This window comes from Gluconobacter cadivus (assembly GCF_015244745.1).
Taxonomy (GTDB): Bacteria; Pseudomonadota; Alphaproteobacteria; order Acetobacterales; family Acetobacteraceae; genus Gluconobacter; species Gluconobacter cadivus.
Genome location: NZ_JABCQI010000004.1, coordinates 227557 through 240126, shown reverse-complemented (window position 1 = coordinate 240126; position 12570 = coordinate 227557). Strand labels below are relative to the sequence as shown.

Below are 12570 nucleotides of genomic sequence, written 5' to 3'. Positions count from 1 at the left end.
CTCGGCGGCAAGGCGATAGACGAACTCTGTTTCCGGACACGCCACCTCGCGAAGACTCGCGCAGTGGCGTGTTTCTGTTTGCTTTTAAGGTGACCCGTTGTTCGATCAACTCTCAGGCAAGATGTCCGGTGTCCTCGAAGGGCTTTCCAAGAACGGGAAGCTCTCGGAGGCTGATGTCACCGAGGCCATGCGTGAAGTGCGTCTCGCCATGCTGGAGGCAGACGTTGCTCTGCCTGTGGTGCGGGACTTCGTCAACAAGGTTCGCGAGCGGTCTGTCGGGCAAGAGGTGCTGGAAAGCGTTTCTCCCGGTCAGGCTGTCGCCAAGATCGTCAACGATGCCCTGATCGACGCACTGGGCGGGGCAGGGGCGGTTCCGCTGAACCTGTCCGCCAATCCGCCGGTTCCAGTGCTGATGGTGGGTCTGCAGGGTTCGGGTAAGACCACGACCTCCGGCAAGATTGCCCTGCGCCTGTCCGGTCGCGAGAACAAGAAAGTCCTTCTGGCCAGCCTTGACGTCCAACGTCCGGCCGCGCAGCTCCAGCTTCAGCAGCTGGCTGAGCGCGTCAACGCCAAGACAGGTCGCGTTCAGGCTCTGCCGATCATTGCCGGGCAGTCGCCTGTCCAGATCGCAAAGCGTGCGCTCGAGACCGGTCGTCTCGAAGGTTATGACGTCGTCATTCTCGATACGGCAGGTCGGCTGTCCATCGACGAAGCGCTGATGGATGAAGTGCGGGAAATCCGTACACTAACCAAGCCGGCAGAGACGTTGCTGGTCGTTGACGCGATGACCGGTCAGGACGCCGTCAACACCGCGAAGGCCTTCAACGAAGCTGTTGGCATTACCGGCGTTGTCATGAGCCGGATGGACGGCGACGCCCGCGGTGGCGCGGCCCTGTCCATGAAGGCCATCACGGGCGCGCCGATCAAGCTGGCCGGTTCGGGCGAGAACCTCGAAGCGCTTGAAGAATTCCATCCCGAGCGTGTTGCAGGCCGTATTCTCGGTCTGGGGGACGTTGCCGGGCTGGTGGAACGTGCTGCTGAAACCCTCGATCACGAGGAAGGTGAGCGCGTCGCCAAGAAGATGCTCGCGGGCAAGTTCGATCTGGATGACTATGTGTCCCAGATCAACCAGATCAACCGCATGGGCTCGATTTCCGGCATTCTCGGCATGATGCCGGGGATGGGAAAGATCAAGGATATGCTGGGCGACAAGGAGCTCGATACGTCGATCTTCAAGCGTCACAAAGCCATCATTTCCTCGATGACGAAGCAGGAGCGCAAGACGCCGGAGATCATCAAGGCGTCCCGCAAAAAGCGCATTGCGGCAGGCTCGGGAACCACGGTTCCGGAGATCAACCGTCTGCTCAAACAGTTCAACGACATGTCCACCATGATGAAACGCATCAGCAAGATGGGCCTTGGTGGCCTGATGCGCGGCATGGGTGGTGCAGGAGGTCTGGCGGATCTGATGAAGGGCATGGGTGGCCCCGGGGGAAAACCCGGCGGACGCCCGCCTTTCGTCTGATCTGTCCCGTTTTACAAGTTCTGTCTCTTAGGAGTATTTCATGAGCCTCAAGATCCGCCTTGCACGTGCAGGTGCCAAGAAGCGTCCCTACTACCACATCGTTGTTGCTGACAGCCGCAGCCCGCGCGATGGCCGTTTCATCGAGAAGGTTGGTTCCTACAACCCGATGCTGCCGGCTGATCACGCCGACCGTATCCGTCTGGTTGACGAGCGCATCAAGCACTGGCTGTCCAACGGCGCCCTCGCCACGGACCGTGTCGCCCGTTTCCTCGGTAATGCAGGCCTGGCTCCGAAGCCGACCTACAACGAGCAGCCCAAGCAGTCCGCTCCGAAGGCGAAGGCTCAGGAACGCGCCAAGGCTGCTGCTGCCGCTGCTGCGGCCTGATTGAGCTGCTTTTCAGGAAGCCCGAGACGTGCCCCGCTTCAACCCTGACAGCGATGTCCTGATTGCCACCGTCGGTCGTCCGCACGGTGTCCGCGGTCTGGTGCATCTTCATGCTGCCACAGATGATCCGGCTTCGGTCGAGACGCTGGGCGTGCTGCATGACGGGCAGGGCAGGGCATGGACGGCACGCTGGATTTCGGCTGGCGTGGCTGCACTGACGGATGCCGAAGGCCAGGATCTTCCTGACCGTACGGCCGCCGAACGTCTGGTCAATGCCAAGCTGTATGTTCCGCGTACCGTTCTTCCGGAAGCCGGAGACGACGAATTCTATCATGCCGATCTGATCGGTATGACGGCTGTCTCGGAAGACGGAGAGGTTCTCGGGACGGTGTCGGTCGTTCACGATTACGGCGCAGGCGTCAGCCTCGAAGTGGATCGTGGTCTGATCGTGCCTTTCACGCTGGCCTGTGTGCCGCGCGTTGATCTCGCGAAACGGGAAGTGACCCTTGTTCCTCCTGTTGAAGTCGAGGTTGAGGGGGATCTTTCCGGCGAGGTCCAGGTGCGGGCATGAGCTGGCGCGCGGACATCCTGACCCTTTTCCCCGACATGTTCCCGGGGCCGCTGGGATTCTCCCTTGCGGGCCGGGCGCTGGAGCGGGGGATCTGGTCCTGTGAGGCGCATGATCTGCGCCAGCATGGACTGGGACGTCACCGGGCCGTCGATGATACGCCTTTTGGTGGCGGAGCCGGCATGGTGATGCGGGCAGACGTTCTGGATACGGCCCTCTCGGCGCTTCCCGCGCTGGATGGGCGCCCGGTTGTCTACCCGACGCCACGGGGCAAGCGCATGTCGCATGAAGATGCGGAGCGCCTGTCGTCCGGGCCGGGGGTCGTCGTTCTCTGTGGGCGCTTTGAAGGCGTGGACGAGCGCGTTCTGGAAAAGCACGATATCGAACAGCTCTGTATGGGCGATGTCGTACTGTCAGGTGGAGAAATTCCTGCTCTGACTCTTCTGGATGCGTGCGTACGGCTCCTCCCCGGCGTCATGGGGTCAGATGTCAGCGGTCAGGATGAGAGCTTCGCCGAAGGGCTTCTTGAATATCCACAATACACCAAGCCGGCAGTGTGGGACGGGCGGGACGTGCCCGACATTCTTCTCTCCGGCAACCATGGTGCTATCGCCCGCTGGCGCCATGAACAATCAATCGCCGTCACGAAGGCGCGCCGCCCGGACCTCTGGGATGCGTATCTGGCACGACAGCAGGTCCATTGAAGTTTTGTTTTCAGGAGTTTGGTCATGAACATTATCCAGCAGTATGAGGCGCGCGAAATCGAGCGTCTTTCCGGCGTCCGCGCTGTTCCCGAGTTCATTGCAGGTGACACGGTCCGCGTTGGCGTCCGCGTTGTCGAAGGCACGCGTGAGCGTGTCCAGAGCTTCGAAGGTGTTGTTATCGCCCGTTCCAACAAGGGTCTGAACAGCAACTTCACGGTTCGCAAGATCTCCAACGGTGAAGGCGTTGAGCGCGTGTTCCCGCTGTATGCACCGTCGATCGCCAGCATCGAAGTCGTGCGTCGCGGTAAGGTCCGTCGCGCAAAGCTGTATTATCTGCGTGGCCGTTCGGGCAAGTCCGCCCGTATTGCCGAGCGTCCCCGCGATCTGCCGAAGGCGGACAGCAAGGCCGCTTCCTAAACCGTTCGGAGTAGAGACAGGATGCCCGTTACCAATTCGCCCAGAACCCTTTTTGACAAGATCTGGGACGATCATGTCGTCGAACGTCTCGAAGACGGGACGTGCATCCTCTACATCGACCGTCACCTCGTTCACGAGGTGACAAGCCCGCAGGCCTTTGAAGGTCTGCGGCTGTCCGGGCGCCGTGTGCGTCGTCCGGATGCCACGGTGGCCGTGGTGGACCACAACGTCCCCACGTCCGACCGTTCCAAGCCGATCGAGGAGCCGCAGAGCCGCCTCCAGATCGAAACGCTTGAGAAGAATGTTGCCGAATTCGGCGTTCCCTATTTCCCGCTGCGTTCCGCCTCTCAGGGGATCGTGCATGTTGTCGGGCCGGAGCAGGGCATTTCCCTGCCGGGCATGACGATCGTCTGCGGCGATAGCCATACCTCCACGCATGGCGCTCTTGGTTCGCTGGCATTCGGGATCGGCACGTCCGAGGTCGAGCATGTGCTCGCGACCCAGACGATCCTGCAGAAGCCCGCGAAGAACATGCGTGTTTCGGTCGAAGGCAAGGTCGGTCCGGGCGTAACGGCCAAGGACATCATGCTGGCCATCATCGGGCGCATTGGCACCGCGGGTGGCACTGGCCATGTCATTGAATTTGCAGGATCTGCGATCCGTGATCTGGACATGGCAGGGCGTATGACGCTGTGCAACATGTCCATCGAAGCCGGTGCGCGTGCAGGTCTGGTCGCGCCTGACGAGACGACCTTCGCCTATGTGAAGGGCCGCCCGTTCGCGCCGAAGGGCGAAGCGTTCGAGCAGGCCTGTGAGTACTGGCGCAGTCTGGCGTCTGACGAAGGTGCCTATTTCGATACGGAAGTCACGCTCGCCGCTGAAGAGATCATCCCGTCCGTCACATGGGGCACCAGCCCGCAGGACGTGCTGCCGATCGACGGTTCCGTGCCATCTCCGTCAGACGTTGCCGATCCGGCCCGTGCTGCCCAGATCCAGCGTGCTCTGGATTATATGGGTCTCGAAGCCGGGCAGAAAATTGCCGGGACGCCAGTGGATGTCGTGTTCATCGGCTCCTGTACGAACAGCCGTCTGGAAGATCTGCGCGCTGCTGCGGACGTGGTGCGTGGTCGCCATGTTGCCGAGGGCGTTCGGGCTATGATCGTTCCCGGCTCCGGTCTGGTGAAACATGCGGCTGAAGTGGAAGGACTGGACAAGGTGTTCCTTGATGCCGGTTTTGAATGGCGTGAGGCAGGCTGTTCGATGTGTCTGGGGATGAACCCGGATCGTCTGACGCCGGGCCAGCGCTGTGCTTCGACATCCAACCGTAATTTTGAAGGCCGTCAGGGCCCGGATGGTCGCACGCATCTCTGCTCGCCTGCCATGGCGGCAGCCGCGGCTGTGACGGGACGTTTGTGCGATGTGCGTGAACTGGTGAAGGAGACTGTCTGATGGACAAGTTCACGGAACTGACCGCCATTGCGGCGCCCATGCCGACCGAGAACATCGACACGGACCAGATCATTCCGGCCCGCTTTCTCAAGACCATCCAGCGGACCGGTCTGGGGAAGAATGCTTTCGCGGCCCAGCGATATGACGCCGATGGCAATGAAAAGCCGGATTTCGTGCTTAATCAGGAGCCATACCGGCACGCCGAAATCCTGATTACTTACGACAATCTGGGCTGCGGATCTTCGCGCGAGCATGCCCCGTGGGCGTTGCTGGATTTCGGGATCCGTTGTGTGATCGCGCCCAGCTTTGCCGATATCTTTTTCAATAACTGCTTCAAGAACGGTATCCTGCCGATCCCGCTGCCGCGCGAGATCTGCGACGAACTGATGGACGATGCCCGTCAGGGGTCGAATTCGCGTCTGACGGTGGATCTGGAGCGTCAGGTGATTGTGCGTCCGAATGGTGAGACCATCGCGTTCGAGGTCGATCCGTTCCGTCGTCACATGCTGCTGGAAGGGCTGGACGATATCGGACAGACCATGGCCCATGATGCCGAAATCAGCAGCTTTGAACATCGCCTGGCTCGTGCGTGGGTGCCGTCAATTACCATAGGGACTGTGAAATGAGCGACGCACACAAGCTTCTGGTTCTGGCCGGAGACGGGATCGGACCGGAAGTCATGCGCGAAGTGGCGCGGATCGTGCACTGGATGAGTGCGCATCGCGGACTGAAGCTTGAAATCACGGAAGAACTTGTCGGCGCAGCGTCGCTGGCCGTGCATGGGGTCCCCATCCGCGATGAGGTCATTGAACTGGCCCGCCAGTCTGACGCGGTACTGTTTGGCTCGGTGGGAGATCCGGCCTGGAGCCATGTCGGGTTCGACAAGCGCCCGGAAGTGGCGATCCTCAAGCTCCGCAAAGAACTTGAACTGTTCGCCAATCTGCGTCCGGCCAAGCTGTTTGATGCCCTGATTGACGCCTCCGCGCTGAAGCCGGAAGTGGTGCGCGGGCTTGATCTGATGATCGTTCGCGAAACGGTCGGCGGCATCTATTTCGGTGAGCCGCGTGGAATCGAAACGCTGCCAGATGGCTCCCGTCGCGGTATCAACACGGAAGTTTATACGACGTCCGAAATCGAGCGTGTGGCGCGCGTGGCGTTCGATCTGGCCCGCAAGCGCGACAACCGTGTGTGTTCGGTCGAGAAGTGTAACGTCATGGAAAGCGGCCTGCTGTGGAAGGAGGTCGTAACCGACATTCACAAGCGCGAATATTCCGACGTCCAGCTTTCACATATGCTGGCTGACAACTGCGCGATGCAGCTCGTGCGTGACCCGAACCAGTTCGATGTCATTGTCACAGGCAACCTGTTCGGGGATATCCTGTCCGATCTGGCGTCGATGCTGACGGGCTCGCTCGGGATGCTGCCTTCCGCAACGCTTGGCCCGGTTCGCGCCGATGGCAAGCGCAATGCCCTGTATGAGCCGATCCATGGCAGTGCGCCGGACATCGCTGGCAAGGGGATCGCCAATCCGCTGGCCCAGATCCTGTCTTTCGCTATGTTACTGCGGTATTCGCTTAATCGTGGCGAGGATGCCGACCTGATCGAGACGGCTGTGTCCAACGTTCTGGCTTCGGGACTGCGGACAGGCGATATCATGTCTCCGGGCATGGCTCGAGTCGGCACCGAAATGATGGGGCAGGCCGTGCTGCGCGAGATGGAAAAGCTGGCCTGATCTTCTGCGGGCTCTGTCTGACACAAAAAAGGCGCCTTCCTTGGGGAGGGCGCCTTTTTTGTTGTTCGCAGCCCGGCTGGCTGTGGTCAAAACCCTTGGAACATGCCTAGGATCTCGTCATCGAAATGATCCGGAACCCTGTCATGTCTTTTATTGCCGACCGTCTGAACCGTATCCTTCCCAGCCAGACGATTGCCGTGACCCAGAAAGCCCGCGCCCTGAAGGCAGAGGGCCGCGATATCATCAGCCTTTCCGCAGGTGAGCCGGATTTCGATACTCCTGACTTCATCAAGCGTGCTGCGATCCGGGCAATCGAGGCCGGCAAGACAAAATATACGGACGTTGCGGGTACGATCGAACTGCGCAAGGCGGTCGCGGCCCGTCTGAACGCCGATTTCGATCTGGATTACAAGGCCGAGGAAATCTGCGTCTCCACGGGGGGAAAGCAGGTTATCTACAATGTCATGGTCTCGACCCTGAATGCAGGTGATGAGGTTATCATTCCGGCACCGGCATGGGTGTCTTATCCTGACATCGTAACCCTGGCCGATGGAACGCCTGTCATCGTCCAGACTGATCCTGAAAATGGCTTTCGCCTGACGGCAGAACAGCTTCGTGCGGCGATTACGCCTCGTACGAAATGGCTTTGCCTCAATTCGCCCTGCAATCCGACAGGAGCGGCCTATGATACCGAGGCACTCAAGGCGCTGACGGATGTTCTGCTGGACTATCCGGATATCTGGATCCTGACGGACGATATGTATGCCAAGCTCCTGTATGATGGGGCAGTCGCCAAAACGGTTGTTCAGGTCGAGCCGCGTCTGCGCTCCCGGACCGTGACGATGAATGGTGTCTCCAAAGCCTATGCCATGACAGGCTGGCGGATCGGGTTTGCCGCAGCGCCGGTGGAGTTCACAAAACAGCTTATCAAGCTGCAGGGACAGAGCACGAGCAATCCCTGTTCCATCGCGCAGGCGGCAGCGCAGGAGGCCGTATCCGGCCCGCAGGATTTCATTTCGGAGATGGTGGCGGTCTATCAGGAGCGGCGCAATCTGGTGATCGGCATGCTCAATGATGCACCCGGTCTGACCTGCGCTCTCCCTGAAGGGGCGTTCTACGCCTTTCCGTCCATTGCTGGCGTTCTGGGCAAGACCAGCAAGGGCGGTCGCCTGATTGAGAGTGACGAGGCTTTCGTAACGGCTCTTCTGGAAGAAACCGGCGTGGCGGCCGTGCATGGAACGGCGTTCCTGACGCCGGGATATTTCCGGATTTCCTATGCCACCAGCACGGATCTTCTAGTTGAAGCCTGCACCCGGATCCAGAAGTTCTGTCAGGGTCTTTCATGAGTTTTACCATCGCATCACGCCTTGCGGATCTGCCGCGACCTGCAACGATTGCCATGGCTGCCCGCGCCCGCGAACTGAGGGCGCAGGGCGCGGATGTCATTTCACTTGCCTTGGGGCAGCCGGATTTTCCGTCTCCTCCAGAGGCGATTGAAGCCGCTTATGCAGCCGCGAAAGCCGGGGATACGGGCTATCCGCCGATCCCCGGACAGAAGCCGCTGATCGATGCCATTATCCGCAAGTTCAGGCGTGACAACGAGTTGGACGTTGCGCCCAGTCGAATCATGGTTGCGAATGGCGGCAAGCAGATCATTTTCAATGCGCTGATGGCGTCGCTGGAAATTGGCGACGAGGTCATCATTCCTGCGCCGTACTGGGTGAGTTATCCGCTGATTACCCGGATGCTGGGCGGGATTCCGGTCGAAATTCGATGCCGGGAAGAGAACGGTTTTCGCCCGGACCCGGAAGCTATCCGCGAGGCGATTACGCCGCGCACGAAATGGCTGGTTCTGAATTTTCCGAACAACCCAACCGGTGCCATTCTGGAACGGCGGGACCTTGAAGCCATCGCAGACGTACTGCGTAAGGCGCCGCATGTTCTTGTGATGAGCGACGAGATCTATGAGCATCTGACGTTCGACGGCCGCAAACACCTCTCCTTGCTGAATGTCGCGCCTGATCTTGTGGATCGGATTCTGATCGTAAATGGTATGGCGAAAGCTTACGCCATGACGGGATGGCGCGTCGGGTTTGCCTGTGGTCCTACCCCGCTGATTCAAGCCATGGTTGCGGTGCAGGGCAATTCCACGTCGGGCGTTTGCACGCTGGCACAGGCCGGATCGGTGGCCGCTCTTGATGGGGACGCTGACGGAATTGCACACATGCTGGCGACGTATGAGCGACGTCGGGCTCTGGTTGTAGGTGCCTTGCAGAAGGTTCCCGGACTGACCTGCGTGATGCCGGAAGGGGCGTTTTATGCCTATCCGGGGATTGAAGCGCTGATCGGTCGCACATCCAGGCAGGGGCGTCTTCTGGAGACGGATGTGGCGTTCGCGGAAGCCCTTCTTGAAGAGGCGCATGTCGCGACGGTTCCGGGTTCGGCGTTCGGATATAGCCCGTATCTTCGCCTGTCTTTTGCGGCGTCCGATGAACAGCTTGCAGAAGCCTGCCGCCGTATTGCACAGTTTGTGGGCGAGATCCGGCAAGTCTGACGGCAACAAAGGCAGGGCATGGACGCAGAAGCAGGGGAGTGTCAGACTTGCATCATGACGAAGACACTCCCCCCCTTTTCCAAACTGTCTTTCCCCCGGCTTGACGAGCAGTCGCTCAAAGCGCGCTACGATGCCATCGCGTTTCTGCTGGATGCCGGGGACCGGGTGGAAGCCCTGAAGGCTTTTGATGCTGTCCGACGCGAGTATGAGTCGTGGGCATCGCACGTTCATCTGCAATTTTCGCGCAATACACAGGATGAGACCGCCAAGGCAGATCGGGATTATGCGGATCGGTTGTCTCCGGTCGCAACCGATCATGAGGTGACGGTCAAGAAGCGTCTTCTGGCCGATCCCGACCGCGCGGGTCTTGAAGCCATTGTAACGTCGCATGTGGTGCGGCTCTGGGAAGCTGATACGACCACATTCGATCCGCGTATCAGTACGGATCTGGAAGAGGAAGCCCGTCTTTCAGGGGAATACACGGCGCTTCTGGCGGCTGCGAAAATCGCTTTTGATGGGAAAGTCCTGAACCTGTCGGGGTTGGTGCCTTATCTTCAGGGCATGGATCGGGATGTCCGTCATGCGGCGGAGAAGGCGCGCTGGGATTTTTTCGAGCAGAACGGCGCTGAACTGGATGCCCTTTACGGCAAACTGGTCGCTCTGCGGGACCGGATGGCGAAAACCCTTGGTTTCGATAACTATATCGAACTCGGGTATCGCCGGATGCGCCGGACAGATTACGGTCCTGAGCAGGTCGCAGCCTTTCGAGAGAAGGTTCTGGCTTATGTCACACCCCTGATCAGCGCGCTCATGGAGCGTCGTCGTCTGAAAATGGGCTGGGACAAGGTGATGGCGTGGGATGAGGCTCTGATTGACCTTCAGGGCAACCCCGAGCCCGCTGGCGATCATGACCTACTGGTGGCGCGCGCTGAAACCATGTTCCGCGACCTCGATCCTTCAGGGGAAATGGCGGATTTTTACGTCCAGATGCGCGATCTTGGGTATCTCGATCTGAAAAACCGAGAGGGCAAGGCGGGAGGCGGCTTCTGTACGTCTTTTCCGACGGTCGGGACGCCTTATATTTTCGCTAACTTCAATGGCACCCATAACGATATCGGCGTTTTCACCCATGAAATGGGTCATGCGTTCCAGAACTGGAAAAGCCGTGATCTGCCGTGGATCGATCAACTCTGGCCGACCATGGAAGCGGCGGAAATCCACTCCATGGGCCTTGAGTTCCTGAGTTGGCCGCAGATTGGAGAACTGGTCGAGAATGGCGCGGCAGAACGATATCGGCGCATGCATCTGATCGATGCGCTGTCGTTCTTTCCCTATGGCGTCTGTGTGGATCACTTCCAGCATGAGATTTATGCCCATCCTGACATGACGCCAGAAGAACGGCATCAGACCTGGGAGCGGCTTGAAAAACTCTACATGCCCTGGCGGGACTGGGGCGATCTGGCCTATCCGGCCAAGGGTGGCCGTTGGCAGGCGCAGCTCCATATTTACCGCTTGCCGTTTTATTACATCGACTACGCGCTGGCGCAGTGCTGTGCGCTGCAACTCTGGCTGGGGGCGCGTCTGGACCGGGAAGGGACGCTGGAAATCTACCGCAGGCTCTGCGCCGAAGGTGGGTCGAAACCGTTCGCGCAACTCGTGTCCGAAGCGGGACTGACCTCTCCGTTTGAAGCGGATGTGCTCGCTGAAGTCGTCCATGAAGCCGAGCAGGTGCTCGCGCTCTGAGGATAGAGTAAGGCTCCGGAAAAAACCGGAGCCTCAAGGACTTATCCGCGTTTGTTCCAATCGGAAATGAGGTCAAGAACAGCCTGCGGTGACATGCTGCGGGCGTTGCCAAGCGCCTTGGAGCCGTCGCCGTTCAGGGCATGACCTTCCGGCGTAACGATAATGACGGTCGGGACGGCCTTGATGGTCACGCCATAGCGTTCCGCCAGATCGAGATTGGTGTTGATGCGTCCGACATTGATCGGTACCACCACGAACTGGCTGTCCAGCCAGCGTGCCGCATCAGGCAATGCGAAAATGCCGCTGAGCATTTTGCAGTCCGGGCACCAGTTGCCGCCGAAATCGAGCAGAACCTTGCGATGCGTTTTCTTCGCGAGCGCGAAGGCCTGTTCCACCTGCTCGTGCGCTACGGAGGTATCGGGATAGGGCGCTGCTACGGGCGGTGCAGATGTTTCGGTCAGTTGTGGGGCGGGGACTGCTGGCGTTGTGGATGCGGCATGTGCCGGAAGGGTTGCAGTCAGCGCCAGACCAAGGCCGGCGGCAAGAAGGGAACGGTTCATGAAAAAGGCTTTCATTGATGTTGTCCTCTGCATGCCATAACGCAGAATGACAGGAACAGATGATTAAAGCCCAATTTTCAGGAAAGGTCATGCGTTTGAAAAAAGCAGCACCCCGCCCGCAAGTCGCGTCTCCGCGTGAAGTCAGTGTTACGGAAACCCTGATCCGGACAGCAATCCTCGTGGCGTTAACGCTGGCCTTTGCATCGGTCTTCCGTTTCTGGCAACCGGCCATCAAGGCCGCGCAGCATATCGCTGGAACGTCTGTCTGGCAGGAACTCTACAGCCTGTTTCATATCGACTCAGGGGTCGGACGCGAGCAACTGATCCTGACCGGAATCATGGTGGCCTGTTTTCTGCTGGCACTTGCCGTCCAGTCCGTCGGATTTCTGATTTTTCGGAAGCTTAGAAAAAACCGGGCCTGACTTTCAGGGCCGAAACGGCTGCCAGACACCATGCAAGCATGAGCATCGTCCCGCCATAAGGCGCGATCCGGCCAATCGAGACTGGCCCCAGCTTCAGGTCAAACAGCGCAAGCAGGGTGACGGGCACGCAGAACAGAACCATGCCGACCGCCATGCACAGGCACGCCATGCGGATCAGCCGAGGCGACAGGCGCGCAGCGTTCAGGGAAAACAGACCGAGCCCAAGGGCGTGCCACATCTGGATTTCCACTGCGGAATGCAGCATGGCCCTGCCACCCGGAACGGCAAATAATCGGTCCGGCAGATGGGAGGACAGGGCGCCGAGCATGACGCCGGACGCTGCAGAGAGGGCCGCGAAAATGAAACTGCCTCGAAGCAGAACTGGTGTACCGGGCTGGATGGGGTTTGCGGACATGCCGTGAATGTATCATGTGTTGTCTGAACAGCGAATGAGAGACTGTCATGAGTGCATTGTCAGTCTGTCGCGGCCTGTCTTTTCGAGGCAGGCGCG

The 12570-nt window shown here is 59.5% G+C and carries 14 protein-coding genes; 12 read left to right on the top strand and 2 right to left on the bottom strand.

Annotated features, from left to right (window positions below; translation table 11 throughout):
* Positions 1–97 precede the first annotated feature (97 nt).
* The 11 genes from ffh to HKD28_RS07920 all read left to right on the top strand — a co-directional run bounded on the left by ffh (position 98) and on the right by HKD28_RS07920 (position 11077).
* Positions 98–1525 carry a signal recognition particle protein gene (gene ffh, locus HKD28_RS07970; protein WP_194267838.1) on the top strand — a complete coding sequence of 476 codons (1428 nt, stop codon included), beginning with the start codon at positions 98–100 and terminating at the stop codon, positions 1523–1525.
* 40 nt (positions 1526–1565) lie between these two features.
* Positions 1566–1910 (top strand): 30S ribosomal protein S16, encoded by a 345-nt coding sequence (gene rpsP, locus HKD28_RS07965; RefSeq protein WP_062029531.1) that lies wholly within the window; start codon positions 1566–1568, stop codon positions 1908–1910.
* A gap of 28 nt (positions 1911–1938) precedes the next feature.
* Complete coding sequence (gene rimM, locus HKD28_RS07960; RefSeq protein WP_194267837.1) at positions 1939–2481, top strand: ribosome maturation factor RimM; 543 nt, start codon at positions 1939–1941, stop codon at positions 2479–2481.
* Positions 2478–3182 carry a tRNA (guanosine(37)-N1)-methyltransferase TrmD gene (gene trmD, locus HKD28_RS07955; RefSeq protein ID WP_062109737.1) on the top strand — a complete coding sequence of 235 codons (705 nt, stop codon included), beginning with the start codon at positions 2478–2480 and terminating at the stop codon, positions 3180–3182. The genes rimM and trmD overlap by 4 nt, the downstream gene beginning before the upstream one ends.
* Before the next feature lie 24 nt (positions 3183–3206).
* Positions 3207–3599, top strand: coding sequence for a 50S ribosomal protein L19 (rplS, locus tag HKD28_RS07950; protein ID WP_041110658.1), 393 nt, complete (start codon positions 3207–3209; stop codon positions 3597–3599).
* Between the two features lie 21 nt (positions 3600–3620).
* Positions 3621–5048, top strand: coding sequence for a 3-isopropylmalate dehydratase large subunit (gene leuC / locus HKD28_RS07945; RefSeq protein WP_194267836.1), 1428 nt, complete (start codon positions 3621–3623; stop codon positions 5046–5048).
* Positions 5048–5674 (top strand): 3-isopropylmalate dehydratase small subunit, encoded by a 627-nt coding sequence (gene leuD, locus HKD28_RS07940; protein ID WP_194267835.1) that lies wholly within the window; start codon positions 5048–5050, stop codon positions 5672–5674. The genes leuC and leuD overlap by 1 nt, the downstream gene beginning before the upstream one ends.
* Positions 5671–6780: a 3-isopropylmalate dehydrogenase gene (gene leuB / locus HKD28_RS07935; RefSeq protein ID WP_194267834.1), complete on the top strand. Its 1110-nt coding sequence runs from the start codon at positions 5671–5673 to the stop codon at positions 6778–6780. Before leuD ends, leuB begins: the two co-directional genes overlap by 4 nt.
* A 143-nt stretch (positions 6781–6923) precedes the next feature.
* On the top strand, positions 6924–8126 hold the full coding sequence (locus HKD28_RS07930; protein ID WP_194267833.1) for a pyridoxal phosphate-dependent aminotransferase: 1203 nt from the start codon (positions 6924–6926) through the stop codon (positions 8124–8126).
* The gene (locus HKD28_RS07925; RefSeq protein ID WP_194267832.1) at positions 8123–9334 is read left to right on the top strand and encodes a pyridoxal phosphate-dependent aminotransferase; all 1212 of its coding nucleotides are present in this window, start codon (positions 8123–8125) and stop codon (positions 9332–9334) included. Before HKD28_RS07930 ends, HKD28_RS07925 begins: the two co-directional genes overlap by 4 nt.
* Before the next feature lie 54 nt (positions 9335–9388).
* Positions 9389–11077, top strand: coding sequence for a M3 family oligoendopeptidase (locus HKD28_RS07920; protein ID WP_194267831.1), 1689 nt, complete (start codon positions 9389–9391; stop codon positions 11075–11077).
* Between the two features lie 41 nt (positions 11078–11118).
* Here HKD28_RS07920 and HKD28_RS07915 read toward each other — a convergent pair whose 3' ends face one another.
* Positions 11119–11637 carry a TlpA family protein disulfide reductase gene (locus HKD28_RS07915; protein ID WP_235993363.1) on the bottom strand — a complete coding sequence of 173 codons (519 nt, stop codon included), beginning with the start codon at positions 11635–11637 and terminating at the stop codon, positions 11119–11121.
* An 89-nt stretch (positions 11638–11726) separates the two neighbouring features.
* Here HKD28_RS07915 and HKD28_RS07910 point away from each other — a divergent pair, with 89 nt between their 5' ends.
* Complete coding sequence (locus HKD28_RS07910) at positions 11727–12059, top strand: hypothetical protein (RefSeq protein ID WP_194267829.1); 333 nt, start codon at positions 11727–11729, stop codon at positions 12057–12059.
* On the opposite strand, the gene HKD28_RS07905 is transcribed toward HKD28_RS07910, so the two are convergent.
* Positions 12040–12474, bottom strand: coding sequence for a DUF423 domain-containing protein (locus HKD28_RS07905; protein WP_194267828.1), 435 nt, complete (start codon positions 12472–12474; stop codon positions 12040–12042). The two genes, HKD28_RS07910 and HKD28_RS07905, sit on opposite strands and share 20 nt — an antisense overlap.
* Positions 12475–12570 lie beyond the last annotated feature (96 nt).